The organism is Embleya sp. NPDC059213 (assembly GCF_042754445.1).
GTDB lineage: Bacteria > Actinomycetota > Actinomycetes > Streptomycetales > Streptomycetaceae > Embleya.
In genome coordinates this window covers 1-26,621 of record NZ_JBHZAV010000015.1, presented here as the reverse complement: position 1 = coordinate 26,621, position 26,621 = coordinate 1, and the positions used below count along the sequence as shown (strand labels likewise).

Annotated in this window: 20 protein-coding genes; 13 read left to right on the top strand and 7 right to left on the bottom strand. The window is 71.5% G+C overall.

Annotated features, from left to right (window positions below; all coding sequences use genetic code 11):
• Positions 1-7: 7 nt before the first annotated feature.
• From ACFXMF_RS08725 to ACFXMF_RS08715, 3 genes are all read left to right on the top strand, one after another.
• Positions 8-2,128: a DNA topoisomerase IV subunit B gene (locus ACFXMF_RS08725; RefSeq protein WP_360312863.1), complete on the top strand. Its 2,121-nt coding sequence runs from the start codon at positions 8-10 to the stop codon at positions 2,126-2,128.
• A gap of 378 nt (positions 2,129-2,506) precedes the next feature.
• Entirely contained in the window at positions 2,507-2,887 is a 381-nt protein-coding gene (locus tag ACFXMF_RS08720; RefSeq protein WP_360312865.1) for a DUF485 domain-containing protein, read from the top strand.
• Positions 2,884-4,497 (top strand): cation acetate symporter, encoded by a 1,614-nt coding sequence (locus ACFXMF_RS08715; RefSeq protein WP_379992685.1) that lies wholly within the window; start codon positions 2,884-2,886, stop codon positions 4,495-4,497. The genes ACFXMF_RS08720 and ACFXMF_RS08715 overlap by 4 nt, the downstream gene beginning before the upstream one ends.
• Here ACFXMF_RS08715 and ACFXMF_RS08710 read toward each other — a convergent pair.
• Positions 4,491-5,480, bottom strand: coding sequence for a sucrase ferredoxin (locus ACFXMF_RS08710; RefSeq protein ID WP_360312869.1), 990 nt, complete (start codon positions 5,478-5,480; stop codon positions 4,491-4,493). The two genes, ACFXMF_RS08715 and ACFXMF_RS08710, sit on opposite strands and share 7 nt — an antisense overlap.
• A 114-nt stretch (positions 5,481-5,594) precedes the next feature.
• On the opposite strand from ACFXMF_RS08710, the gene ACFXMF_RS08705 reads away from it, so the two are divergent.
• Positions 5,595-6,068 (top strand): HD domain-containing protein, encoded by a 474-nt coding sequence (locus ACFXMF_RS08705; RefSeq protein ID WP_360312871.1) that lies wholly within the window; start codon positions 5,595-5,597, stop codon positions 6,066-6,068.
• 87 nt (positions 6,069-6,155) lie between these two features.
• Here ACFXMF_RS08705 and ACFXMF_RS08700 read toward each other — a convergent pair whose 3' ends face one another.
• Positions 6,156-8,624 carry a DNA topoisomerase (ATP-hydrolyzing) gene (locus ACFXMF_RS08700; RefSeq protein WP_360312873.1) on the bottom strand — a complete coding sequence of 823 codons (2,469 nt, stop codon included), beginning with the start codon at positions 8,622-8,624 and terminating at the stop codon, positions 6,156-6,158.
• A gap of 251 nt (positions 8,625-8,875) precedes the next feature.
• Here ACFXMF_RS08700 and ACFXMF_RS08695 point away from each other — a divergent pair, with 251 nt between their 5' ends.
• The 4 genes from ACFXMF_RS08695 to ACFXMF_RS08680 all read left to right on the top strand — a co-directional run bounded on the left by ACFXMF_RS08695 (position 8,876) and on the right by ACFXMF_RS08680 (position 14,474).
• Positions 8,876-9,121, top strand: a complete 246-nt coding sequence (locus ACFXMF_RS08695) for a DUF2630 family protein (protein WP_360312875.1) — start codon at positions 8,876-8,878, stop codon at positions 9,119-9,121.
• A gap of 131 nt (positions 9,122-9,252) precedes the next feature.
• Positions 9,253-10,572 (top strand): pitrilysin family protein, encoded by a 1,320-nt coding sequence (locus tag ACFXMF_RS08690; protein WP_360312877.1) that lies wholly within the window; start codon positions 9,253-9,255, stop codon positions 10,570-10,572.
• Positions 10,569-11,933, top strand: a complete 1,365-nt coding sequence (locus ACFXMF_RS08685) for a pitrilysin family protein (protein WP_360312879.1) — start codon at positions 10,569-10,571, stop codon at positions 11,931-11,933. The genes ACFXMF_RS08690 and ACFXMF_RS08685 overlap by 4 nt, the downstream gene beginning before the upstream one ends.
• A 78-nt stretch (positions 11,934-12,011) precedes the next feature.
• Positions 12,012-14,474, top strand: coding sequence for an HAD-IC family P-type ATPase (locus ACFXMF_RS08680; RefSeq protein WP_360312881.1), 2,463 nt, complete (start codon positions 12,012-12,014; stop codon positions 14,472-14,474).
• A gap of 121 nt (positions 14,475-14,595) precedes the next feature.
• Here ACFXMF_RS08680 and ACFXMF_RS08675 read toward each other — a convergent pair whose 3' ends face one another.
• Positions 14,596-15,006 carry a hypothetical protein gene (locus ACFXMF_RS08675; RefSeq protein WP_360312883.1) on the bottom strand — a complete coding sequence of 137 codons (411 nt, stop codon included), beginning with the start codon at positions 15,004-15,006 and terminating at the stop codon, positions 14,596-14,598.
• A 173-nt stretch (positions 15,007-15,179) separates the two neighbouring features.
• Here ACFXMF_RS08675 and ACFXMF_RS08670 point away from each other — a divergent pair, with 173 nt between their 5' ends.
• Positions 15,180-15,875 carry a hypothetical protein gene (locus tag ACFXMF_RS08670; RefSeq protein ID WP_360312885.1) on the top strand — a complete coding sequence of 232 codons (696 nt, stop codon included), beginning with the start codon at positions 15,180-15,182 and terminating at the stop codon, positions 15,873-15,875.
• 46 nt (positions 15,876-15,921) lie between these two features.
• Here ACFXMF_RS08670 and ACFXMF_RS08665 read toward each other — a convergent pair whose 3' ends face one another.
• The 3 genes from ACFXMF_RS08665 to ACFXMF_RS08655 form a co-directional block, all read right to left on the bottom strand.
• Positions 15,922-17,661: an AMP-binding protein gene (locus ACFXMF_RS08665; protein WP_360312887.1), complete on the bottom strand. Its 1,740-nt coding sequence runs from the start codon at positions 17,659-17,661 to the stop codon at positions 15,922-15,924.
• Positions 17,662-17,859: 198 nt separating this feature from the next.
• A complete protein-coding gene (locus tag ACFXMF_RS08660; protein ID WP_360312889.1) occupies positions 17,860-18,870 on the bottom strand; it encodes a pseudouridine-5'-phosphate glycosidase in 1,011 nt (336 codons plus the stop codon).
• A gap of 30 nt (positions 18,871-18,900) precedes the next feature.
• Positions 18,901-19,239, bottom strand: coding sequence for a VOC family protein (locus ACFXMF_RS08655; protein WP_360312891.1), 339 nt, complete (start codon positions 19,237-19,239; stop codon positions 18,901-18,903).
• Positions 19,240-19,362: 123 nt separating this feature from the next.
• Here ACFXMF_RS08655 and ACFXMF_RS08650 point away from each other — a divergent pair, with 123 nt between their 5' ends.
• The 3 genes from ACFXMF_RS08650 to ACFXMF_RS08640 all read left to right on the top strand — a co-directional run bounded on the left by ACFXMF_RS08650 (position 19,363) and on the right by ACFXMF_RS08640 (position 24,430).
• The gene (locus tag ACFXMF_RS08650) at positions 19,363-22,095 is read left to right on the top strand and encodes a GNAT family N-acetyltransferase (protein WP_379990481.1); all 2,733 of its coding nucleotides are present in this window, start codon (positions 19,363-19,365) and stop codon (positions 22,093-22,095) included.
• A 584-nt stretch (positions 22,096-22,679) separates the two neighbouring features.
• The gene (locus tag ACFXMF_RS08645; protein WP_161365428.1) at positions 22,680-23,267 is read left to right on the top strand and encodes a DUF5998 family protein; all 588 of its coding nucleotides are present in this window, start codon (positions 22,680-22,682) and stop codon (positions 23,265-23,267) included.
• Positions 23,264-24,430 (top strand): nucleotide pyrophosphatase/phosphodiesterase family protein, encoded by a 1,167-nt coding sequence (locus ACFXMF_RS08640; RefSeq protein WP_360312895.1) that lies wholly within the window; start codon positions 23,264-23,266, stop codon positions 24,428-24,430. Before ACFXMF_RS08645 ends, ACFXMF_RS08640 begins: the two co-directional genes overlap by 4 nt.
• Before the next feature lie 406 nt (positions 24,431-24,836).
• On the opposite strand, the gene ACFXMF_RS08635 is transcribed toward ACFXMF_RS08640, so the two are convergent.
• Positions 24,837-25,616, bottom strand: a complete 780-nt coding sequence (locus tag ACFXMF_RS08635; RefSeq protein ID WP_360312897.1) for a VOC family protein — start codon at positions 25,614-25,616, stop codon at positions 24,837-24,839.
• A gap of 109 nt (positions 25,617-25,725) precedes the next feature.
• On the opposite strand from ACFXMF_RS08635, the gene ACFXMF_RS08630 reads away from it, so the two are divergent.
• Positions 25,726-26,568, top strand: a complete 843-nt coding sequence (locus tag ACFXMF_RS08630; RefSeq protein ID WP_379990480.1) for a sulfurtransferase — start codon at positions 25,726-25,728, stop codon at positions 26,566-26,568.
• The last annotated feature ends 53 nt before the right edge of the window (positions 26,569-26,621 follow it).

The window sequence follows — 26,621 nt, the reverse complement described above, 5'->3', positions numbered from 1 at the left end:
GCACCGCGTGACCGCCCAGACGACCGCGCAGTCCACCGCGCTCCTGGCGGGCGAGCCCGATCACTCGAACTACACCGCGCGACATCTCCTCGTTCTCGAGGGTCTTGACGCGGTCCGCAAGCGGCCCGGCATGTACATCGGCTCCACCGACAGTCGGGGCCTGATGCACTGTCTGTGGGAGATCATCGACAACTCGGTGGACGAGGCCCTCGGGGGTTTCGGCGACCGGATCGAGGTGATCCTGCACGCTGACGGCTCGGTGGAGGTTCGGGACAACGGTCGCGGTATCCCCGTCGACGTGGAGCCCAAGACCGGCCTGTCCGGTGTCGAGGTCGTCATGACCAAGCTGCACGCAGGCGGCAAGTTCGGCGGCGGATCCTACGCCGCCTCCGGCGGCCTGCACGGCGTCGGCGCCTCCGTGGTCAACGCCCTGTCCGCCCGACTCGACGTCGAGGTGGACCGCGGCGGGCACACCCACGCCATCTCGTTCCGCCGCGGCGTGCCCGGCGAGTTCGCCACTCTCGGTGCGGACGCTCCGTTCAGCGCCGGTAACGGGCTGCGCAAGATCAAGAAGGTCGCCAAGGCGAAGGTCGGCACCCGGATCCGCTACTGGGCGGACCGGCAGATCTTCCTCAAGGACGCCGCGCTCGACCTGGAATCGTTGTATTCGCGAGCCCGCCAGACCGCCTTCCTGGTGCCCGGACTGACGATCGTTGTTCGCGACGAGCGTAATGGTGCGAATCCGGGCGAAGTGGACGAACAGGTCTTTCACTACTCCGGTGGGATCAGCGAGTTCTGCGAATACCTCGCTCCCGACCGCGCGCTCTGCGACGTATTGCGCTTCACCGGGTCCGGCACCTTCAAGGAAACCGTGCCGGTGCTCGACGAGCAGGGGCACATGGTGCCCACCGAGGTCCAGCGCGAGCTGGGCGTGGACGTGGCGCTGCGCTGGGGCACGGGCTACGACTCGACCCTGCGTTCCTTCGTCAACATCATCGCCACGCCCAAGGGTGGCACCCACGTCGCCGGTTTCGACCAGGCGCTCCGGCGCACGGTCAACGACGTGCTGCGCTCGACCAAGCTGCTGCGCGTGGCCGAGGACGACATCACCAAGGACGACGCGACCGAGGGCCTGACCGCCGTGGTCACCGTGCGGCTGGCCGAGCCGCAGTTCGAGGGGCAGACCAAGGAGGTGCTGGGCACCTCGGCCGCCGCGCGGATCGTGCAGAACGTGGTGTCCAAGGAACTCAAGGCGTTCCTGACCTCCACCGGACGCGACCACAAGGCGCAGTCGCGCGCCGTCCTGGAGAAGGTCGTCTCGGCGGCCCGCACCCGGATCGCCGCGCGACAACACAAGGAGGCCCAGCGCCGCAAGACGGCCCTGGAGACCTCGGCGCTGCCGGCCAAGCTGGCCGACTGCCGCAGCGACGACGTCGAACGCAGCGAGCTGTTCATCGTCGAGGGCGACTCGGCGCTGGGCACCGCCAAGCTCGCGCGCAACTCGGAGTTCCAGGCCCTGCTGCCGATTCGGGGCAAGATCCTGAACGTGCAGAAGGCGTCCGTCTCGGACATGCTCAAGAACGCCGAATGCGCCGCGATCATCCAGGTGATAGGAGCGGGCTCCGGGCGTACGTTCGACATCGACCAGGCCCGCTACGGCAAGATCATTTTCATGGCGGACGCCGACGTCGACGGCTCGCACATCCGCTGCCTGCTGCTCACCCTCTTCCAGCGCTACATGCGCCCGATGGTCGAGTCCGGCCGGGTCTTCGCCGCGGTGCCGCCGCTGCACCGGATCGAGCTGTCCCGGCCCAAGAAGGGGCAGGACAAGTACGTCTACACGTACTCGGACTCCGAGCTGAAGCGCACGCTGCTGGAATACCAGCGCAAGGGCATCGCCTGGAAGGACCCGGTCCAGCGGTACAAGGGTCTGGGCGAGATGGACGCCGATCAGCTCGCGGAGACCACGGTCGACCCCCGGCACCGCACGTTGCGCCGGATCAACCTGGGCGACCTGGAGGCGGCCGAGCGGGTGTTCGACCTGCTGATGGGCAACGAGGTGGCGCCGCGCAAGGAGTTCATCACCAACTCCGCGTCGTTGCTCGACCGCTCGCGGATCGACGTCTGAGCACACCGCCGCACCGGCCGGGGCCGGGCCCGAAGGGACTGTTCGTCCCTTCGGGCCCGGCCTTTTTCATGATCGCCGGCCGGGTCGAACGGCCCGTATATCTGCGATAGAAGGACGAATGTCACTCATTGGCGTATGACCGTCACACCTCCCGTATCGGGAGGGCTCGAACCCTCGTTGGCCAAGCGATTCCACGAGCATGGCGGAGCCAGGAGTGCGGCCGTGCCGGCGGTTCATCCGAACAGGTGAATCGTGCACAACCTGGCCGTGCGGCCCGCGCCCGCTGCCCATGCTGAACACCAGTCCCATCGAACGCCTGTCTCGGGTGCTCGGATCGGACGGAACCGCGCGGTTCGGCCATCGACGAGGAGAACTACGGTGACGACCAGTTCGTACCGACCCACACCCACCCGGGGTGTGCCGTTCGGCGACCCGGAGCCGGATCCGCGCGCGGACATCTATCTACGCGTGCAGGCGAGCCCGGAATTCCAGGAGATCCGGCGTCGCTATCGCGACTTCGTCTTCCCGATGTCGCTCGCGTTCCTCGCGTGGTACCTGCTCTACGTGTTCGCGTCCACGTTCGCGCGCGGTTTCATGGCGCACCGGATCCTGGGCGCGTTCAACGTCGCACTCGCCTTCGGCCTGCTCCAGTTCGCGAGTACGTTCCTGATCACCTGGTCGTACGCCCGCAACGCGCGCGGCAAGCGCGACCGGGCCGCGCTCAACCTGCGGTGGGAGACCCAGGAGATGTTCCGGTGAACGCGGTCCACCTCGCGGCCGCGGGCGGCCACCGCGGGCTGACCGGCCTGCTGTTCGTGGCCTTCGTGGTGATCACCCTCGGCATCACCGTGTGGGCCAGTCGGAACAACCGCACGACCAACGACTTCTACGCCGGCGGCCGCGAGTTCTCCGCGTCCCAGAACGGGCTGGCCATCGCCGGCGACTACATGTCGGCGGCATCCTTCCTGGGCATCGCCGGACTGATCGCGCTGTTCGGCTACGACGGCTTCCTGTACTCGATCGGCTTCCTGGTCGCGTGGCTGGTCGTGCTCATGCTCGTGGCCGAACTCGTGCGCAACTGCGGGCGGTTCACGATGGCCGACGTGGTCGCGTTCCGGATGAGCCGCAAGCCGGTGCGGACCGCGGCGGGGGCCGCGACCATCGTGGTCTCGATCTTCTACCTGATCGCCCAGATGGTCGGCGCGGGCACCCTGGTCGCGCTGCTGCTCGGCGACCCGGGCGGGTCGGCGCAGACCTGGACGATCGTCGGCGTGGGCGCGCTGATGGTGGTCTACGTGACCTTCGGCGGGATGAAGGGCACCACCTGGATCCAGATCGTCAAGGCGGTGCTGCTGCTCGGCGGCGCGATCCTGATGACGATCCTGGTCCTGCTGCGTTTCCACTTCGATCTCGACGAGTTGCTGGACACCGCCGCGCACACCAGCGGCCACGGACAGCAGTTCCTGGAACCGGGGCTGAAGTACGGGAAGAACCTGACCAGTCGACTGGACTTCATCAGCCTGGCGATCGCGCTGGTGCTCGGCACCGCGGGGTTGCCGCACATCCTGGTGCGGTTCTACACCGTGCCCACCGCGCGCGCCGCGCGGCACTCGGTGATGTGGGCGATCGCCCTGATCGGCACGTTCTACCTGCTCACCATCGTGCTCGGATTCGGCGCCGCGGCGGTGCTCGGCTCGGACCGGATCCGCAAGTCGAACGCGGCGGGCAACACCGCGCTGCCGCTGCTCGCCGAGGAACTCGGCGGCGGACCGGACACGTTCGGTGGTGTGGTGTTGCTCGCGGTGATCGCGGCGGTGGCGTTCGCGACCATCCTGGCGGTGGTGGCCGGCCTGACGCTGGCCTCCTCGGCGTCCTTCGCGCACGACCTGTACACGAACGTGATCCGCAAGGAAGCGACCGACGAGAAGAGCGAACTGCGGGCCGCCCGGCTCTCGGCGATCGTGATCGGCGGGATCGCGATCGGGCTGAGCCTGTCCGCGCAGAAGCTCAACGTCGCGTTCCTGGTCGCGCTCGCCTTCGCGGTGGCCGCCTCGGCCAATCTGCCCACGCTGCTGTACACGCTGTTCTGGCGGCGGTTCAACACCAACGGCACGGTCTGGGCGATCTACGGCGGGCTCGGCTCGGCGCTGCTGCTCGTGTTGTTCTCGCCGGTGGTCTCCGGGGGCAGGACGCCGCTGGTGACCGGGATCGACTTCCACTGGTTCCCGCTGGAGAACCCGGGCATCGTGTCGATCCCGATCGGCTTCCTGTGCGGCTGGATCGGCACGCTGCGCTCGGACGAGGAGGCGGACGCCGGCAAGTACGCCGAGATGGAAGTGCGTTCGTTGACCGGGGCGGGCGCCTACTGACGGTGCGTCAATAGACGGGCGCGCATGCTCGTCGGGAGGCCCTCGTCCTTGCCGCAACTCTCCGGCCGGGCGGGGGCCTCCCGACGTGCGTCCACCGCGACGGTCCAGGTGCGGCCGTCGAGGTGATCGACGCGCACGGTCCATCCGCCGTCGTCCTCCGCGCGCTCGTCGTAGACCGACAACGCGTCGGCCCGGCGCTCGCCGCAGTCCGCGCGGACCGCGAGCTCGGCGGCCTGACCGGCCCGGGAGTAGGTGGCCCGACCCCGGCAGTGATCCGGCACCATCTCGCCGCGCCGGGCGGCGGCGACCACGGCGCGGGCCGCGGTGGGGTCCAGGCGCCCGTACAGGTAGCCCTGGGGCAGCACGACGGCGGTCGGGGCGAACCGGTGCCCGCCCAGGTGCGTGACCTCCCAGGTGGCCTCGGGGAAGCTCGTGGCGAGCGCGGCGGCCAGCGGTCGGCCCGCGACCGCGCAGCACCGGTCCCGCTTGCCGTTCGTGCAGATCAGCAGGAGCGGCTCGGCGGCCGACTCGCCCACCGAGGGTTCGACCGGTCCGGCCAGCGCGGCCAGGTCGAGGGCGAGCAGATCGGCCGCGGCACGCACCCGCAACCGGCGCAGCCAGGTGCCACCGGGCTCGGTCCAGGCCAGGAAGGCGGTCCGGGGGCCGTCGGGGGCCCCGGCCTCGTCGTCGGCGCGGCGTCCCGGGGTGTTCGGGGTGCGCTCGCCCTCGTCGCTTCCGGCGCCCGGCTCCTCCGAGCGGCGGCTCGCCTCGTCCGGCCGACGGATCAGCGCGGCGCGGAAACCGGCCCGGCCGGCCCGCTCGTCCAACTCTTCGCCCACCCCGTCGTCGAGCCCGCGGCTGTCGGTCAGCGCCCTGGCGGCCCACGGCCCGGGGTGTTCCACGAGCAGCCAGCCGCGCGTGGTCGGAGCGGTGCCGGCCATCGGCTCGGCGAGTTCGTGCGAGAGAAAGACGCAGGTTTCCACGACTGTGCACCGTATAACTTTCGCCGGCCGGCCGGCCCGATCGGTCCCGCCCCGAGCGCCCCGATCCGGTGATCCCGGTACGGTTGTTGCACACGGTAACGATGGGAGGCGGCCATGCCCCAGGGACGGACCGACGGGAGTGCGGCGATAGCCGGCTTCACGTTGGACGACGCGGTGGCGCTCGCCAGGGCCGCGCACGACGGTCAATTGGACAAGGGTGGTCATCCGTACATCACGCACCCGCTGCGGGTGATGCGGCAGGTCGAGGGCGCGTATACGCAGATGGCGGCGGTCCTGCACGACGTGATCGAAGACACACCGGTGGGTGCGGACGACCTGCGTGCCGCCGGCGTGCCGGAGCGGGTGGTGGCGGCGGTGATCGCGCTGTCCAAGCTGCCCGGCGAACCGCTGGAGGTCAGCATCGCGCGCGCGGCGGCGGACCCGATCGCGCTCGTGGTCAAGCGGGCGGACATCGCGGACAACCGCTCCGAGGCCCGGCTGGGCCAGCTCGACGCGGCGACGCAGGTGCGGCTGCGCAGCAAGTACGCGCGCTCGATCGAGCTGCTGGAGGAGTTCGCGGCGCGCTGAGGCCCGGGCGGGTGTGCCCGGCGAGCGAACGAACGAGGGAGGCCCCCGCAGCGAGGGACGCTGCGGGGGCCTCGTCGATGGGTCGACTCAGACGGTGCCCGGCGGGCCGCCGACCGTGTCGACGTGCTTGGCCAGCGGCGTGCCGGAGCCGTCCCGGCGCGGGTCCGGGGCGGGCAGTTCGACCGGCCGGCCCTTGGCGTCCGAGGCTCGGGCCGGCGCCGGACCCGCCCAGGCCAGGCGCAGGGTGGTCTCGCCCTTGAGGAAGCGCTGGCAGCGCACGCCCCCGGTGGCCCGACCCTTGCGCGGGTATTCGGAGAACGGGGTGACCTTGCAGGTGCCGTGCTCCGAGCCGAACAGCGCGTCGCCGCTGTAGGCGGCGACGGTGACCACCGTCGCGTCCGCGCCCGGATCCACCGCGGTGAACGAGAGCACGGACTGCTCGGCGCCGAGCTTGATGCCGGCCATGCCACCGGCCGGGCGGCCCTGCGGCCGCACCATCGACGCCTGGAAACGCAACAACTGGGCGTCGTCGGTGATGAAGACCAGGTCTTCCTCGCCGGTGCGCAACTCGACCGCGCCGACGATCACGTCGCCCTCGCGCAGCGTGATCACCTCCAGGTCGTCCTTGTTCGCCGGATAGTCCGGCACGACCCGCTTGACCACCCCCTGCGCCGTGCCGAGCGCGAGCCCGGGGGAGTCGGCGGCCAGGGTGGTCAGGCACACCAGTCGTTCCTGCGCCTCCAACGAGACGAACTCGGAAAGCGGTGCGCCGCCGGCCAGGTTCGGCGCGGTCGCGGTCTCCGGCAACGAGGGCAGGTCGACCACGTTGATCCGGAGCAGCCGACCGGTGCTGGTGACCGCGCCGACCTCGCCGCGCACGGTGGCGGCGACCGAGGACACCACCAGGTCATGGTTGGCTCGGCCCCCCTCGGGCGGCAGCGGACCGCCGGTCGAGGTGCGGGCGAGCAGGCCGGTCGAGGACAGCAGCACCGTGCACGGGGCGTCGGTGACCTGGAGCGGGACCGCCGCGGCGGGCACGTCGGCCGACTCCAGCAGGACGGTGCGGCGCGGCGTGCCGTACTTCTTGGACACCGCGGCCAGTTCCTCGGAGACCACCTTCCGGAGCAGCTTGTCGTCCTCCAGGATCGTGGTCAGCTCGGCGATCTCGGCGCGCAGCCGCTCCTGCTCGGCCTCCAGTTCGATCCGGTCGAACCGGGTGAGCCGGCGCAGCGGGGTGTCCAGGATGTAGGACGCCTGGATGTCGGACAGCGAGAACGTCTCCATCAGACGTTCCTTGGCCTGCGCCGAGTTGTCGCTGGAGCGGATCAGCTCGATCACGCGGTCGATGTCGATCAGCGCGACGAGCAGGCCGTCCACCAGGTGCAGCCGCTCCTGGCGCTTGCGGCGACGGAACTCGCTGCGCCGGCGGACCACCTCGAAGCGGTGGTCCACGTAGACTTGGAGCAGTTCCTTCAGGCCCAGCGTGAGCGGCTGGCCGTCGACGAGCGCGACGTTGTTGATGCCGAAGGTCTCCTCCATCGGCGTCAGCTTGTAGAGCTGCTGGAGGATCGCCTCGGGGTTGAAGCCGTTCTTGATCTCGATGACCAGGCGCAGGCCGTGCGAGCGGTCGGTGAGGTCCTTGAGGTCCGCGATGCCCTGGACCTTCTTGGACTGCACCAGCTCCTTGATCTTGGCGATCACCCGCTCGGGGCCGACGTTGTAGGGCAGTTCGGTGACCACGATGCCCTTGCGGCGCGCGGTGACCGACTCGACCGACGCGGTCGCGCGGATCTTGAAGGTGCCGCGGCCCTTCTCGTACGCGTCCCGGACGCCGCCCAGGCCGACGACCCGACCGCCGGTGGGCAGGTCGGGGCCGGGCACGTGGCGCATCAGGTCTTCGAGCGTGGCGCCGGGGTGTCGGATCAGGTGGCGCGCGGCGGCGACCACCTCGACCAGGTTGTGCGGCGGCATGTTGGTCGCCATGCCGACCGCGATCCCGGACGCCCCGTTGACGAGCAGGTTCGGGAACGCGGCGGGCAGGACGCCCGGTTCCTGTTCCTGGCCGTCGTAGTTGGGGCCGAAATCGACGACGTCCTCGTCGATCGAGTCGACCATGAGCATCGCGGCCGAGGACAACCGGGATTCGGTGTATCGCATCGCGGCGGGCGGGTCGTCGCCGCCGAGGGAGCCGAAGTTCCCGTGGCCGTCGATCAGCGGCAGGCGCATCGAGAACGGCTGCGCCATCCGCACCAGGGTGTCGTAGATGGGGCCGTCACCGTGCGGGTGCAGCTTGCCCATCACCTCGCCCACGACGCGGGCGCACTTGACGTATCCCCGGTCCGGGCGCAGGCCCATCTCGGCGGCTTGGTACAGGATGCGGCGATGCACGGGCTTGAGTCCGTCGCGGGCGTCCGGCAGTGCCCGTGAGTAGATCACCGAGTAGGCGTACTCCAGGAAGGAGCCCTGCATCTCGTCGACGACATCGATGTCGAGGATGCGTTCCTCGAAGTCGTCCGGTGGCTGCGGACCGGAAGTTTTCGTACTACGGCGGGCCATGCGCGGCGTTGCTCCTTTGCTTCTTCGGGCCGGCGCCGGGCCGTGTCTCCCGTGTCCGCCCGAGGGCGGCGCGGCCGGGGACGGCCCGCACGGCGTGCCCATTGTGACCCGCCGGTGCGACATGTGAGTGCATCGACCCGGGTGACAGCGTGCTTGAGGGCCGTGCGAGGAGGGAAGGACAGCCCTTTGGCCCACGGTTGTGCCGCAGTCCCCGGCCGCCGTCCGAGCAGGGAAAAGGAAGGGTTTTCGCGATGGACGACAAGCAGATTCGCGAACGCATCACCGACATGGTCGAGCAGGAGCGTGCCCTGCGGGAGCAACTTGCGCAAGGTGGCATCTCGGGCGGCGAGGAGCATCGTCGGTTGGCCGACGTGGAGGCCGAACTCGACCGGTGTTGGGACCTGTTGAGGCAGCGTCAGGCGTTGCGCGACGCGGGTGCGGACCCGGCGAGCGCGGCCGCGCGGCCGGCGCGCGAGGTCGAGGGTTACCAGCAGTAGGGCGCGCCGCGGGCGCGCTTCGCCCACCGCGAACACCCCCGCGCGCGGGAGTCGATCGGGCACCGCGCGTCGTTAGGGTGAGGGTGGCCGCCGTCGCGGCGGTCACCCTCCAGGAGAGGACGGATGGGCTTATGGCAGGACCGGCGACTGCATCGTTGGGGTTCACCGCGACCACGCACACCCTCGGCAACGGGCTCCGCGTGGTGCTCTCGGAGGACCACGTCGACCCCGTGGCCGCCGTCTGCCTCTGGTACGACGTGGGCTCACGGCACGAACGGCCCGGGCGGACCGGGCTCGCGCACCTCTTCGAGCACCTGATGTTCCAGGGTTCGGCCAACGTGCACGGCAACGAGCACTTCGAGTTCGTGCAGTCGGCGGGTGGTTCGCTCAACGGCACCACCAGTTTCGAGCGCACCAACTACTTCGAGACGATGCCCGCGCACCAGCTCGAACTCGCGCTGTGGCTGGAGGCGGACCGGATGGGCGGGCTGCTCCAGGCGCTGACCGAGGAGAGCCTGGAGAACCAGCGCGACGTGGTCAAGAACGAGCGCCGCCAGCGTTACGACAACGTGCCCTACGGCACCGCGTGGGAGCGCCTGGTGGCGATGGCCTACCCCGAGGGCCATCCGTACCACCACATGCCGATCGGCTCGATGGCCGACCTGGACGCCACCTCGCTCGCCGACTGTCAGGCGTTCTTCCGCACGTACTACGCGCCCAACAACGCGGTGCTGGCCATCGTCGGCGACGTGGATCCCGAGCAGACCCTGGCCTGGGTGGAGAAGTACTTCGGCACGATCCCCGCGCACGACGGCAAGCCGGTGCCCGCGGACGGCGCGCTGCCGCCGGTCCTGGGTGCCGAGCTGCGCGAGAGCGTGCGCGAGAAGGTGCCCTCGCCGGCGCTGATGGCCGCCTACCGGATGCCGGCCGACGGCACGCGGGCGGCGGACGCCGCGGAGATCGCGCTGACCATCCTGGGCGAGGGGGAGAGCTCGCGGCTGAACACCCGCCTGGTGCGGCACGACGAACTCGCGCTCTACGCGGGGGTGGGCCTGATGCGCCAGGCCGGCACCGCGTCGGTGGGCATGCTGGACGTGAAGGCGTCCGGTTCGGGCGCGGTGGCGGCGATCGACACGGCGTTGGCCGAGGAGTTCGCCCGGTTCGCCGCCGAGGGGCCGACGCCGGCCGAACTCGAGCGTGCGCAGGCCCAGTTGGAGCGCGCCTACCTGGACACGATGGCGACGGTGGGCAGCCGGGCCGACGAACTGTGCCGCTACGCGACGCTGTTCGGGGACGCGAACCTGGCGTTCACCGCGCTGGAGCGGCTGCTGGACATCACCGCCGAGGAGGTGCGGGCGGTCGCCGCCGAACGCCTGGTACCGGAGAATCGCGCGGTGCTGGTGTACGAACCGACGGACGACGCGGACGAGAACGAGGAGCAGGTCGCGTGACCCAGACCGGCGAGATGGTGTTCCACCCGCGCCCCGGCGCGGGCCCGGCCCGTGAGTGGACCTTCCCCGAGCCCCGGCGGTCGGTGCTCGGCAACGGCCTCACGGTGTTGCGCGTGGACCGGCCCGGCCAGAAGGTGGTGGCCGTCGAGTTGGTGCTCGACTCGCCGCTGGCCGCCGAGCCGGCCGAATGCGAGGGCGTGGCGACGATCATGGCGCGCGCGTTCACCGAGGGCACCGACAGGATGGGCGCGGAGGAGTTCGCGGCCGAGTTGGAGCGCTGCGGCGCGACGATCGACAGCGACGCCGATCACCCGGGCGTGCGGGTCGCGCTCGATGTGCCGGCCTCGCGCCTGGAACGCGCCCTCGGGTTGCTCGCGGACGCGGTGCGGGCACCGGCCTTCCCGGCGGAGGAGGTGGACCGGCTGGTGCGCCAGCGGCTGGACGAGATTGTGCACGAGTTGGCCAGCCCGCCGCGCCGCGCCGCGCTCGCGCTCAGCAGCACGCTGTTCGACGCCTCGATGCGGTTGTCCCGGCCGCGGGCCGGTTCCGCGACGAGCGTCGCGCGGGTGGACCGCGCGGCCGTGTGGGACTTCTTCACCGCGCACGTGCGCCCGCAGACGGCCACCCTGGTCGTGGTCGGCGACTTCGCCGGCGTGGACGTCACCGACGTGCTGGAGCGCACGATCGGCACCTGGAGCGCACAGGCCGCCGAGCCCTCGCGGCCCGTGCCCGTGCTCGCCGACGACCACGCCCGGGTGCTGATCGTGCACCGACCGGACAGCGTGCAGACCCAGTTGCTGGTCGGGCGGATCGGGCCGGGCCGCGAGCACGCCTCGTGGCCGGCCCTGACCATCGGCACGTACTGCCTGGGCGGCACGCTCACCTCGCGGCTGGACCGGGTGTTGCGGGAGGAGAAGGGCTACACCTACGGCGTGCGCGCGGCGAACCAGTCGCTGCAGGTGGGCTCGCTGCTGGCGATCCAGGGTTCGGTGGAGACCGACGTCACGGGGCCGGCCGTCGCGGACATGGTCACCGTGCTGCGCACGCTGGCCGCCGAGGGCCTGGTGGACGGCGAGCGGGACGCGGCGGTGCAGAGCATCGTGGGGGTGGCACCGCTCAAGTACGTGACACCGCGCGCGGTGTGCGACTCGCTGGCCGACATGGCCGCCGAGCGGCAGCCGGACGACTACCTGCCGCAGCTCTACCTGCGGCTGGCCGAGGTCGCCACCAAGGACGCCGCCGAGGCGGTGTCCGCCGGATTCGATCCCGAGCACCTCGTGGTGGTCCTGGTGGGCGACGCGGACAAGATTCGCGAACCGCTCGAAGCGCTCGAACTCGGACCGGTCACGGTCGTCGAATAGTCGCGAACCGGCGGTGGGCGGACGGCAACGGCCGGCCCACCGCCAACCGCGGTTTCCCCGGACACTTACGGTAGACCCATGACTCAGCCGTTGCCGGGCGCCGGGCCCGGAGAGACGACAGCCATCCCGCCGGTCGACAGACCCGACAAAAGCGAACCCGACGTGCCCCTGGGCGTCGGACTGACCGCCGCGGATGTCGCGGAGCGGGTCGCACGAGGAGACGTCAACGACGTTCCCGTGCGTTCCAGCCGCTCGACGGCCGAGATCGTCAAGGCGAACGTCTTCACCCGGTTCAACGCCGTCATCGGCGTGTTGTGGCTGATCATCCTGTCCGTCGGGTCGGTCAAGGACGGCCTGTTCGGCTTCGTGATCATCGCCAACACCGGGATCGGCATCATCCAGGAGATGCGCGCCAAGCGCACCCTGGACCGGCTCGCGGTGATCGGCGAGTCCAAGCCGGTGGTGCGCCGGGACGGGCAGGCCGTGGCGCTGTCCCCCTCGGACCTGGTGCTGGACGACGTGATCGAACTGGGCGCGGGCGACAAGGCCGCCGTGGACGGCGTGGTCGTCGAGGCGGACAACCTGGAGATCGACGAGTCGCTGCTCACCGGCGAGGCCGACCCGGTGATCAAGCGTCCGGGCGATCCGGTGATGTCCGGCAGCTTCGTGGTGGCCGGCAACGGCGCGTTCACCGCGACCCGGGTCGGGCGCGAGGCGTATGCCGCGCAGCTCATGGAGGAGGCCAGCAAGTTCACCCTGGTCGCCTCCGAACTGCGCAACGGCATCAGCACGATCCTCAAGTACGTCACCTGGATCCTCTTCCCGGCCTCGGTCGCGCTGATCGTCAGCCAGTACCGGCTGGAGGACACCACCTGGCGCGAGGCGGTCACCCGGATGATCGCGGGCATCGTGCCGATGGTCCCCGAGGGCCTGGTGCTGCTCACCTCGCTGGCCTTCGCGGTCGGCGTGGTGCGGCTGGGTCGCAAGCAGTGCCTGGTCCAGGAACTGCCCGCGATCGAGGGCCTGGCCCGGGTCGACGTGGTCTGCCTGGACAAGACCGGCACGCTCACCGAGGGCGGCATGAACGTCGCCGAGGTCCGCGAACTGGCCGAGGGCCTGCCGGTGCGCGCCGCGCTCGGCGCGCTCGGCACCACCGAACCCCGGCCGAACGCGAGTCTGGCCGCGATCATCGACGAGTGCCCGGCGCAGGCCGGCTGGACGTCGGTGGAGAGCGTGCCGTTCTCCTCCGCCCGCAAGTACAGCGGCGCGACCTTCGAGGCGTCCGGCGCCCGGGCCACCTGGCTGATCGGCGCCCCCGAGGTGCTGGTGACCACGCACGCGCACGGCGACCTGCTCGCCGACGCCGAACGGCTGGGCGCCCAGGGCCTGCGGGTGTTGTTGCTGGTGCGCACCGACGCCTCGCTCGCCGACACCGTCGACGCGCTCGTCGGCGGCCCGGACGGCGCCGACGTCACGCCCGCCGCGCTGGTGGTGCTGGAGCAGCGACTTCGGCACGACGCGGGAGCGACGCTGGAGTACTTCGCCGACCAGGGCGTGGCGGCCAAGGTGATCTCCGGCGACAACGCGATCTCGGTCGGCGCGGTGGCCGCCAAGCTCGGCATCAAGGGCGCCGACCACCCGGTGGACGCCCGTACGCTGCCCACCGACCAGGACGAGCTCGCGGACGTGTTGGAGGCCAACACCGTCTTCGGCCGGGTCACCCCGCAGCAGAAGCGGGACATGGTCGCCGCCCTCCAGTCGCGCGGCCACAACGTCGCGATGACCGGCGACGGCGTCAACGACGTGCTCGCGCTCAAGGACGCCGACATCGGCGTGTCGATGGGTTCGGGCAGCGAGGCCACCAAGGGCGTCGCGCAGATCGTGCTCCTGGACAACAGCTTCGCCACGCTGCCCTCGGTGGTCGGCGAGGGTCGCCGGGTGATCGGCAACATCGAGCGGGTCTCCAACCTGTTCCTGACCAAGACCGCCTACTCGGTGCTCCTGGCCATCCTGGTCGTGATCGCCAACGTGCCCTACCCGTTCCTGCCCCGGCACCTGACACTGCTGGCCTGGTTCACCATCGGCACGCCGGCGTTCTTCCTGGCGCTGGCACCGAACAAGGAACGGGCCCGGCCCGGCTTCGTCAAGCGGGTGCTGCGCTACTCGGGTCCCTCCGGCGTGATCGCCGGCACGGCGACCTTCACCGCGTACCTGCTGGCCCGTTCGCACTACGGCGCGACGGACGCCACGCGTACGGCCGAGACGTCGATCGCGACGCTCACGCTGTTCCTGGTCGGCCTGTGGGTGCTGGCGATCATCGCCCGCCCGTACACCTGGTGGCGGGTGGCGCTGGTGCTGGTGATGGGCGCCGGGTTCGCCACGGTGCTCACGGTGCCGTGGCTCCAGGACTTCTTCGAGCTCAAGCTGGTCGGTACCCGGATGCCGTGGACCGCGGTCGGCCTCGCGGTCGCCGCGGGGCTCCTGCTGGAGGTCGTCGCCTACTGGAACAAGCGACGCCTGGCGAGCGAGGTCGCGGGCTAGTTCGAGGCCGGCCCGCCCCGGCGGGTGTCGGTGCGGTGGCGGGTGGGTCGGGTCGGCGATGGTCGCGCCCGGCCCACCCGTTGCGTTCGCGGTGCCCGCCGAGCCGCGAGACGCGCCGAACCTAGCGGCCGCCCTGCCGCCGCTCCGCGAGGGCCAGGCTCACGCCGACCAGCGCGGAGCCACCGGCCAGGGCCGCGATGAAGGCCCGCCGGCCGCGGGGCAGTCGCCGGCGGTGCCCGTAGGTGATGAGCGTGTCGCCGAGGTCGGCCGCCGAGGCGGCCAGTGCCCAGGCCCGGATCGGCTCACCGCGCACCGCCGCGAACATCGCGCCCGCGCCCAGCGCGAGGTCGCGTCCGCCGAGCGCGCGGGCGAACACGAGGGCCCCGGTGCGGTCCGCGTCGTCGCCGATCCACGGCCGGGCCACCCGCGGCGGATCGAGCAGCGCGACCACGCCCAGCGCGACGCGGGCACCACCCCAGCCGAAGGTCGCCTTGCGGATGAGGCCCTCGGAATCACGCAGCGTGCTGGTCACAACCGCCACGGTATCGCCACCCGCCACTCCAGCGGCCGGCGATTTCGTGCATTAGCCTCGCTCTGCCGCACACACGCATCGGCAACACCGCGGGATCGGCGCCATCGTGACGAACGGTCACGCATCCAGGGGGGTGGCGGCGGCCGATCGCGCCACGGGGATGGAGAATCACGTTGTATCTGCGCAAGCCTGCCCTTTCGGGACTGTTGATCGCCGCTTCCGTCATCGCGCTCTCCAGCGGATGCGGCCTGGTCGACAAGGCCAAGGGCGACGACGACAAGAAGAAGGACTCCGCCACGACCGCGCCTCAGGCGGGCGGCGGATCGACCGGCGGTGCGAGCGGCGGCGCGACCGGCGCGCCGGCCACGACGCCCGGCGGGGGCAAGGGCAACACACCCGCGACGGCCCCGGCCACGGGCAAGCCCGGTGGCACGGTCGACCTCGACCCCAAGGCGTTCTGCAATCTGCTCACGCCCGCCGAACTCAAGGGCGTGCTGGGCACCGAGGTCACCCGCACCAAGAACGACGACACGCTGCGCACCTGCCGCTACTACGGACCCGGTGACGCGGGGCTGGTGACCATCCAGTACTTCATGCGCAGCAGCAAGCTCGCCGACACCCCGGAGAGTGTCGTGGCCAACAACACCGTGGCCAAGTACGGCAAGCCGATCACCGACCTCGGCCCGATCCCCACCCTGTACGTGCCGGGCACCGGCAGCTACCCGGCGCCCAGTGTGCCCGAGGTCTACTTCGCCAAGGCGCACGGCGACCTGATCGTCGACATGCACGTGAGCCTGGCACCCGCCGCGAAGGACCTGCCGCGTGCACAGCACATCGCGATCGCCAAGCTGATCGCCGACAAGATCTGATCCGCCGTCCGGGGCCGAGTCGATCCCGCTCGGCCCCGGCTCGCGGTCAGTTGCCCTTGAGCTCCGGGAAGTCCTCCTCGAACCACTCCAGCTCGCCCCGTCCGGCCTGATCGCCGTCGTGCAACTCGCGCTCTCGACCCCGTAGTTCCACTCGGCGGATCTTGCCCGAGATGGTCTTGGGCAACTCCGCGAACTCGATCCGGCGGACCCGCTTGTACGGCGAGAGCACGGCACGGGCGTGCCGCAGGACGGACAGCGCGGTCTCGCGGGTCGGCTCGTGCCCGGGCGCGAGCACCACGTACGCCTTCGGCACGGCCAGCCGGACCGGGTCCGGCGAGGGCACCACCGCGGCCTCGGCCACCGCTTCGTGCTCGATCAGCACGCTCTCCAGCTCGAACGGCGAGATGCGGTAGTCGGACGCCTTGAACACGTCGTCGGAGCGGCCCACATAGGTGATGTAGCCGTCCGCGTCCCGAGTGCCGACATCGCCCGTGTGGTAGAAGCCGTGACGCATCGACTCGGCCGTGCGCTCCGGGTCGTCGAGATAGCCGGTCATCAGGCCCAGCGGGCGGGCGGCGAGTTCGAGGCAGATCTCACCCTCGGCATCGGTCCCGGTGACCACCTCGCCGGAGATCGGGTCGACCAGGGCCACCGTGTAGCCGGGCAGCGGTCGGCCCATCGAGCCCGGCCGGACCTCCTGCCCGGGCGCGTTGCCGATCTGCGCGGTGGTCTCGGTCTGCCCGAAGCCGTCCCGGATGGTCAACCCCCAGGCGGTCCGCACCTGTTCGATGACCTCCGGGTTGAGCGGCTCGCCCGCGCCGATCACCTCGCGCAGCGCGGTGCGCCACGCGCCCAGGTCCTCCTGGACCAGCATCCGCCACACGGTCGGCGGCGCACAGAACGAGGTCGCCCCACAGCGCACCATGGTGTCCAGCAACGGACGCGCGGCGAACCGCTCCTGACGCACGATCAAGATCGTGGCCCCGGCGTTCCACGGGGCGAAGAAGTTGCTCCAGGCGTGCTTGGCCCAGCCGGGCGAGGAGATGTTCAGGTGCGTGTCGCCCGGACGCAGACCCAGCCAGTACATCGTGGACAGATGCCCGATCGGATAACTCGTCTGGGTGTGGCCCACCAGCTTGGGCTGCGCGGTGGTGCCGGAGGTGAAGTACAACAGCAGCGGGTCGGTCGCGGTGGTCGGGCCGTCCGGTACGAACACCGCGTCCGCTTCGTGGCCGTCGGACCCGTCGTGCGCGGCGGCGAACGAGAGCCAGCCCGGCGTCGGTTCGCCCACCGCGATCCGGGTCCAGGCACCCGGCACCTCGGCGAAGCCCGGGGTCACCGCCGACTCGGCGATCACGTGCGCGACATCGCCTCGGGTGACCCGGTCGGTCAGATCGGCCGGTGCGAGCATCGTGGTGGCCGGGATGATCACCGCGCCCAGTTTCATCGCGGCCAGCATCGCCTCCCACAACTCGACCCGATTGCCGAGCACGAGCAGCACCCGGTCGCCGCGCCGGACCCCCCGGGCGCGCAACCAACCGGCGACCCGGTCGGAGCGTCGGGCCAGTTCGTCGAAGGAGACCTTGGTGTCGGTGCCGTCCTCGGCCACGATCCACAACGCGGTGGTGTCGTTGCCGCGGGCGATCACGTCGAACCAGTCGAGCGCCCAGTTGAACTCGGTGGGATCGGGGCGCGGGAAGTCCCGGCACGCGGTGGGCTGGTCCTCGCGGTGTTCGAGCAGGAAGTCGCGCGCTGCGCGAAAAGCCTCGGTCGCACCCGTCGTCATCGCCGAATTCCTCCGTCTGTCGTGCGGTCGCCGTACCGCAGCATCGCGTCGTCGGTACCGGAACGCACCCTCGCACCACCCGTTCGGGGGGTCAACGATCGCGCCCGGAAGCCGGAGAAATCGGTGCGCGACGCACCCGCGGGTGGGATCCGCCGCCCGGGCCGCCGCGCCGCCGGCGGTCACGGCCCGGGAAGGGGGTCAGGCGATGGTCAGGGCCTGGGCGATGCGGGCGGCCAGAGCCGCGTTGTCGAGGATCAGGGCGATGTTGGCGGTCAGACTGGCGCCGGCGGTCTCGCGGTGGAAGTAGTCCAGCAGGAACGGGGTGACCTCCTTGCCGCGGATGCCCTTGTCGGTCAGCGCGGCCAACGCCCGATTCAGCACCCGGTCGTGCAGCTGCGGGTCCAACTGGTCGGCCCGCGGCACCGGGTTCGCCACCACCAGGGCGTTTCGTCCCAGTCCGAGCGCCTCGTGTGCCCGCACCACGTCGGCCACCTCGTCCGCGGTGTCCACCCGCCACTCCAGCCGATGGCCGGAGTCGACCAGGTAGAACCCCGGGAACGCGTGGGTGCCGAAACCGGTCACCGGGACGTTGAGCGACTCCAGCCGTTCCAGCGTCGCGCCCACGTCCAGGATCGACTTGACCCCCGAGCACACCACGACGAGCCCGCACCGGGTCAACGCCACCAGGTCGGCGGACTCGTCCCAACTCTCCCGCGCCTGGCGGTGCACCCCACCCAGGCCGCCGGTGGCGAACACCCGGATGCCCGCCTGGTGGGCCAGATGCGCGGTCGCCCCCACGGTGGTCGCGGCGTGCCCGCCGCGCGCGGCGACCAGGGCCAGATCGCGCATGCCGGCCTTGAGTACATCCGTGCACGTGGCGACGAATTCGAGCGTCTCGGCGTCCAGGCCGATCGAAGGGCGGCCGTGCACGATCGCGATCGTCGCCGGGACCGCGCCCGCGGCCCGGACCCGGCCCTCGATCTCGCGCGCGATCCGCAGGTTGTCCGGGCGGGGCAACCCGTGCGCGATGATCGTGCTCTCCAGGGCGACCACCGGTCGGCCCGCGGCGAGTGCGTCCGCGACCTCCGGAAGGATTCGCAAGCCGTTCACCGGTAGGACGCTACCGGGCGCGAGCGGCAGCGGCACCGCATACGCACCGGGACGCGGCGGTTCGGCCTCGCCTCGGCGCTCGGACACTCCGATGATCATGGCAACCCGCCGTCCCGTCCCGACCGGCGATCAGCGCCGCGGCTGATACAGCACGGCGGCCCAGCCGTCCGGACCGGTCACCCGCACCCGCACCTCGTGCGGCCCCTCGACCGACTCACCCACGGTGAATCCGCCCTCGCGCAGCGGCACCAGGGCCGCGTCGAGGTCGGCGACCTTGACCATGACCGACGCCGAGTCGCCCTCGCGGTCGGTGCCGGCCAGCGCCAGTCGGCCGCCGTTCACGTCGAACTGCGCCCAGCGCTCACCGTCGACGAACGTCGGTTCCGCACCGAGTACCGCGGTCATGAACCGCACCGCCGCGGCCATGTCGGCGACGGGAAAAGCGGCGGACAGGCCCTGAGCGGACATGGGTTACCTCCTGAGGCGAGACCGGGCACGGTATCTGATGGTCTATCAGGTGCGGCGGACACCAACCGAGTCGGGGCGCCCGGAAGGCACCGGCGGCGCGCCGCAGGGGTTAGCCTCGCAAACGTGGAGCCCACCGACACCGCAGATCCGCCGGCGAAGCCCCCCGAGCACTGGGAGGCCGACGTCGTCCTGCGCGACGGCGCGACCGCCCATGTGCGCCCGGTCGGCCCGGATGACGCCGGCCGCCTCGTGGACTTCTACGCGCGCGTCTCGGCCGAGTCGAAGTACCTGCGCTTCTTCACGCCCTACCCCCGACTGTCCGACCGCGACGTCCGACACTTCACCACCCACGACTGGGTGGACCGGGTGGGTCTGGGACTGTTCGTCGGCGACGAGATGGTCGCCATCGTGCGCTACGACCGGATCGGTCCGGACGGGCGCGCGGTGCGCACCGGCCCGCAGGGCCGCTCCTCCACCGCCGAGGTGGCCTTCCTGGTCCAGGACGACCAACAGGGCCGCGGCGTCGCGTCGGTCCTGCTCGAACACATCGCCGCGGTCGCCCGCGAGCGCGGCATCCGCCGTTTCGTGGCCGACGTACTGCCCTCCAACCGCCGGATGGTCACGGTGTTCACCGAGGCCGGCTACACCCAACAGTCCGCGTTCGAGGACGGTGTGGTCCGGCTCACCCTGGAACTCGCGCCCACCGAGACCTCGCTGGGCGTGATGCTCGGGCGCGAGCACCGGGCCGAGGCGCGTTCGATCGCCCGCCTGCTCACCCCGCGCTCGGTCGCGGTGATCGGCGCCAGCCGACACGAGGGCACGGTCGGCAACACCCTGCTGGCCAACCTGCGCGCCGGCGAGTTCACCGGCGACCTGTACGCGGTCAACCCGAAGGCGGGCAGCGAGCCGATCGACGGCGTGCCGACCTACGCCTCGGTCCTGGACATCCCCGGGGACGTGGACCTGGCCCTGGTGGCGGTCCCGGCGGACGCGGTGCGCCAGGTGGTCGAACAGTGCGGGCGCAAGGGCGTACACGGCCTGGTCGTGGTCTCCTCCGGCTTCGCCGAGACCGGCCCCGAGGGCCGGGACCGCCAGCGGCGTCTGGTCCGCGCCGCCCGCCGGCGCGGCATGCGGGTGATCGGACCGAACTGCCTGGGCGTGCTCAACACCGACCCGGACCTGCTGGTCAACGCGAGCCTGTCGCCCCGGATGCCGCGCCGCGGCCGGGTGGGCATGTTCGCCCAGTCGGGCGCGCTGGGCATCGCCATCCTGGAGTCCACCGTGAGCCGGGGCATCGGCCTGTCCACGTTCGTGTCGGCGGGCAACCGCGCCGACGTCTCCGGCAACGACCTGTTGCAGTACTGGGAGGACGACCCGGCCACCGACGTCGTCCTGCTGCACCTGGAATCGATCGGCAACCCGCGCAAGTTCACCCGGCTCGCCCGACGCGTCTCCCGGGCCAAGCCGGTGGTCGCGGTCAAGTCCGGACGGCACACCCAGGGCGTCCCACTCGGGCACGTCACCCGCACCCTGACCCTGCCCGACTCGGCGGTCGACGCACTCTTTCGGCAGGCGGGCGTGATCCGCGTGCCCACCGTCGCCGAACTCTTCGACGTGGGCCAACTGCTCGCCTACCAACCACTACCCGCCGGCGACCGGATCGCGATCATCGGCAACTCCGACTCGCTGGGCCTGCTCACCCAGGACGCGTGCGCCAGCGCGGGCCTGAACCCGCGGCGCCCGGTCGACCTGACCACCTCCGCGACCGCCGACGACTTCCGCGACGCGCTCGCCGAAGCACTGGCCGACCCCGAGACGGACGCGGTGATCACGGTGTTCATCCCGCCGCTGACCACCTCCGGCGACGAGGTGGCGAGCACGATCGCGGAAATGGCCGGACAGGCGGCGGAGATCGGCAAACCGCTGCTGACCACCTACCTCGCCCACGAGGGCCTGCCCACCCAACTGCGCCGCCTGGACGCGGACGGGGTGCCCGCGCTCGGCTCGGTGCCCTCCTACCCGGCCCCGGAGAACGCGGTCCGCGCCCTCGCCGAGGTGGTGCGCTACGCCGCGTGGCGCCGCCGGCCCACCGGCTCGGTGCCCGAACACCCCGACGTACGCACCGACCAGGCCCGCGCGCTGGTCCGGGCCCGACTCGGCGCGGCGGACGCGGTGGGCCTGTCCCCGGCGGACGCCGCCGACCTGCTGGACTGCTACGGCATCCGGCTGCTGCCCGCGGTGCGGGTGGACAGCGAGGACGCGGCGATCCGCGCGGCGACCGAACTGGGCTACCCGGTCGCGCTCAAGACGATCGCCGAACATCTGCGGCACCGGGTGGACGTGGACGGGGTGCGCCTGGACATCGGCGCGGAGGCCGGACTGCGCCGGGTGTTCCGGGAGATGACCGCCCGCCTGGGCGGCCCGGACCAGGCCCGACTGGTGGTGCAGTCGATGGCGCCGCACGGGATCGCGACCGACCTCGGGCTGACCTACGACGAATCGTTCGGCGCGGTGCTCACCTTCGGGCTGGCCGGGCCGGCCACCGAACTCCTGGGCGACGTGGCACACCGACTGGTGCCCGCCACCGACCAGGACGTGGCGGATCTGGTCCGCGAAGTCCGGGCGGCACCGATGTTGTTCGGCTACCGCGGCGCCCGGCCGGTGGACGTGTCGGCGCTGGAGGACGTCCTGCTGCGGCTGTCCCGGCTGGCCGACGACCTGCCGCAGGTGACGTCGGTCGCGCTGAACCCGGTGGTGGTGGCGGCCGAGGGCGCACACGTGCTGGGCGCGCAGATCCGCCTGTCCCGTCCGCCCGCCCGCACCGACCTGGGCCCCAGGTCACTGTCCCGACCGTAGCGGCGATCGCTCCGGGGGCGGACCCGCTCGCGCGGATCGACGCGAGAGCCGCACCCGTGGACATGCGGAACCGCCGCCGTACTCACATGCCACCCCGAGCTGTGGCACCTACGTACGACGGCGGCTCCAGGCCGGATCCGCTCCGCGGCATGCCCCTCCGCGCCTACCCTCCACATGGCTGCGCATTTCATGCCGTTCGACGCTCTCCGGACCGCGCCGCCCCGTGCCGGTCGTTTCCCCGAGTGTCCCCGGCGGTGAGGCGGTGTCACTCGTTCCCCCGCCCGGGGGCCCGAGTGCCGTGAGAGATCCACCGGCGCCACCGTGTCGACGGCGCGTCCCTGTTGCCCCGGTCGGGCCTCTCGAGAGATCAGTCAACCCCGCCGAGCCGCCCACCGGGAGGGCGCACGGAAGGCGCACGGTGGCGATCCGTAGAAGTGGTACCAACAGTGCGCATCCACCTCACCCGTTCGGGCCTGTCATTACGTCGACAAACCGTCACCATTGGGCAACGGCGTGTGCGCAACCCGACCTTCACCCGGGGCGGATGGCGCACGTGCGCCCTCGGAGGTGCCAGGATGGGGGGTATGGCTAAGACCACCACCTCGACCCAGGGGCTGCGCACGGCCATCGAGCGCAGCGGTTACTACCCGAGCCTCGTTGCCGACGCGGTCGAGTCCACGATCGGCACCGAGCCGGTCGACGCTTTCCTGGTGCACCAGGAGACCACGTTCGATTCCAATGAGGTCCGCCGCCACATCACCGTTCTGGTGCTCACGCCAGGCCGTTTTCTGGTCAGCCACACCGACGAACACGCGCCGGACGACACCTCGCCCACCCCTTACGCGACGACGTCCACCGAGACGGTGCGGATCGACCGACTGGAGTCGGTCGTGGTCAGTCGTGTCGTGGGCAACCCCGCCGAGTACGTTCCCGGGGCCCCGCCGCGCGAAGCCGTGCTCACCATCGGGTGGGGCGCGGTCGGCCGGATCGACCTCGAACCGGCCGGTTGTGCCGACCCGAACTGTGAGGTCGACCACGGCTACACCGGTTCGCTGACCGCCGACGACCTCTCGCTGCGGGTCAGCGAAGCCGCCGACGGTCCCGAAGCGGTCGAGCGCACCCTCACGTTCGCCCGCGCGCTGTCCGAGGCAGTGGCCGGCATCAACCAGTGAGCGCTTCCGTCTGGTTCGACGAACAACCCCCGGTCCCGTTGCCTCGCTACGGGACCGGGGCGTTGTCCGACCTGTTGCCCTCGATAGCCGCCTCCCTCGGCATGCCGGGGGAGGCGAACATCCTCGGCCTCGCGCCCGCCCGCGCGGCGTGCGTGTTCCTGATCGACGGCCTGGGCTGGGACCTGCTGCGGGCGCACCCGGTCGAGGCGCCGTATCTGCACTCGCTCCTGGGCACCTCGTTCGCGGGCAGCGGCCGGCCGCTGACGGCCGGCTTCCCGGCGACCACCGCGACCAGCCTCGCCTCCTTCGGCACCGGACTGACCCCCGGCGTGCACGGGTTGGTCGGCTACTCCGTGGCGGTGCCCGGCGAGAACCGGCTGATGAACCAACTGCGTTGGGTCGACGACATCCGGCCGCGGGACTGGCAGCCGTACCCGAGCGTGCTGGAGCGGGCCGCCGCCGCCGGCATCCGGGTCGCGCAGGTCAACGACGTCATCTTCGAACACACCCCGCTGACCAAGGCGGTGCTCGACGGCGGCCGTTACGTCGGCGCCGAATTCGGCGACCCCAGAGTCCGCGGGGTGCACCGTCAACTCGCCCACCCCGGCCCGGTGCTGGTGTACACCTACGCCAGCGAGCTCGATCGGTGCGGCCACGGCATGGGCGTCGACTCGCCCGAGTGGCGGGCCGAACTGCGCCGGATCGACGGTGTCGTCCGGGCGATGGCCCAGGGGCTGCCCGCCGACTCGGTCCTGTACGTGACCGCCGACCACGGCATGGTCGACGTGGCCCCCGAGCAGCGCGTCGACGTGGACACCGACCCCGGCCTGTCCGCCGGCGTCGCCCTCCTGGGCGGCGAGTCCCGGGCCCGGCACATCTATACGCGGCCGGGTGCCACCAGGGACGTGCACGCGATCTGGGACGACATGCTCGGCGACCAGATGTGGGTGCTCACCCGCGACGAGGCGATCGAGTCCGGCTGGTTCGGGCCGGTCGTCGAGGACCGGGTGCGCGCGCGGATCGGCGACATCGTCGCGGCGGCCTTCGGCGACATCGCGGTGGTGGCCTCCCGCCGCGAACCGGGCGAGTCGCGACTCACCGGCGTACACGGCTCGATGACCTCGGCCGAACAGTCGATCCCGCTTCTGGAGGTTCGCGCCTAGGGCGCGGCTTCAGGGCCCGCTCATGCCGAAGGGGACGGTCTCCGCACGGAAACCGTCCCCTTCGGCATGAACCGGAGCCGGCTCAGGCCTGGTTGCGCTTCTTGGACACCACGAGCGCAACGCCCGCGGCGGCGGCGAGCAGCAGGACGATCTTGAACAGCTTGCCCATGAAAATGGACCCCCTCGATGGTCGAACGAAGATGCGTCTCCCGACCGGGGAAGGCCGCGGGCGACGCGATCCGTGTGTACGTAGGCGCACGGGTACCCGCCGATCCCGGACCCCGTTTCCGGACGGGAGCCCGTCGAGCTCGACTCTACGTCACCTGTTTGGCTCAAGGGTGGAGTGGTTTCCGGTCGGAGTGGCGGGCCCGTTCGGGGCTTCGGTCGCGGATTCGGACCAGGCGGGCTATTGCGGATCATTCGGATTCGACGCCACCGCGATCACGTTGAACACCGCGCCCTGCGGATCCTGCACCGCGGCGACCCGACCGTACGGCGACTCCTCCGGACCGCGCAGCACCTTGCCGCCCAGCTCGTCCACCCGGTCCACCGTCTCGTCCGCGTCGCGCACCGCGAAGTACGTGGCCCAGTGCGGTGGCGGGCCGTTGCGTCCGCCCGCCACGCCGCCGCGCAACTCGCCGTCGACGTGGAACGTCGCGTAGTCGAAGTCGGCGTCGGACATGTCCTCGTAGGTGAAGCCGAACACCGCCGCGTAGAACTCCTTGGCCTGCGGGCCGTCCGGTGTGTACAGCTCGTTCCACACCACCGCGCCGGGCTCGTTGATCACCCCCGCGCCGTTGTGGTCGCCCGCCTGCCAGACGCCGAACACGCCACCCGTGCGGTCGGCGGCCACCGCCATCCGGCCGAACGTGCGCACGTCCATCGGCGGCACCAGCACGGTGCCGCCGGCCACGCGGACCCGCTCGATCACCGCGTCCGTGTCGTCCGCGGCGAGGTAGGTGGTCCAGGCGACGGGCCCCTCCTGTTCGGGCGGGCGACCCAGCAGGCCGGCGACCGGTCGCCCGCCGAGCGTGCAGGTCGTGTAGTGACCCACGTCGGCCGGCCCGATCTCCCCGGCCCAGCCGAACAAACCGCGATAAAAGGCCAATCCGGCCGCGACATCGGGCACGCCCAGATCCACCCAGCACGGTACGCCGGTGGGATACCGCGAGGTCCACTCGCTCATCACTGCCTCCCGGGGCAGACGCCGACAATTGGGGACGATCCGAATCGATGCTGCCACCGGGGTCGGACATGTGCTCGTCGGTGGGCGTCGCACGAGGCAGGATGCCGGTATGAGTTCCCTGATCGAGGCGGCCGACCTGGCCGCCGCCCTCGACGGTTCGTCGCCACCGCTGGTGCTCGACGTCACCTGGCAGCTCGGCGGTCCGCCCGGCATCGACTCCTATCGGGTCGCCCACGTGCCGGGGGCCCGCTTCGTCGACCTCGCCACCGAGTTGTCCGGCCCGCACACGCCCACCGGTGCCGGGGGCCGCCATCCGATGCCGGAACCGGGCGCGTTCGGCGCGGCCATGCGCCGACTGGGCATCGCCGCGGCGACCGACGTGGTCGTCTACGACGCGGGCCAGAGCGTCGCCGCGGCGCGGGCGTGGTGGCTGCTGCGCTACTTCGGCCACGATCGGGTGCGGGTGCTCGACGGCGGCTTCGCGGCCTGGACGGCGGAGCACCTGCCGGTCACCGACGTGGTGCCGGAGCCCGCCGAGCCCGGCACGTTCGTCCCGCGTCCGGGCGAGATGTCGCGGCTGGACGCGCAGGAGACCGCGGCGTTCGTGGCCGCCGGCGGCGTGTTGCTCGACGCCCGCGCCGGTGAGCGCTTCCGCGGCGAGAGCGAGCCGATCGACGCGAAGGCGGGTCACATCCCCGGCGCGGTCAGCGCGCCCGCGACCGAGTACACGCACGCCGACGGCCGCTTTCGCGAACCCGCCGAGCTCAAGGAGTACTTCGCGGCCCGGGGCGCGGTGCCCGGGGCGCGGGTCGCCGCGTACTGCGGCTCCGGCGCGACCGCCGCGCACGAGGTGCTCGCGCTGTCCCTGGCCGGCATCCCGGCCGGCCTGTACGCGGGATCCTGGAGCGACTGGATCACCGACCCCCGGCGCCCGGTGGCCACCGGCGAGTAGCGGGCCCGGTGGGCCGCCGCACGAGCACGGAAAACGCGGGAGCCGAGGGCTGT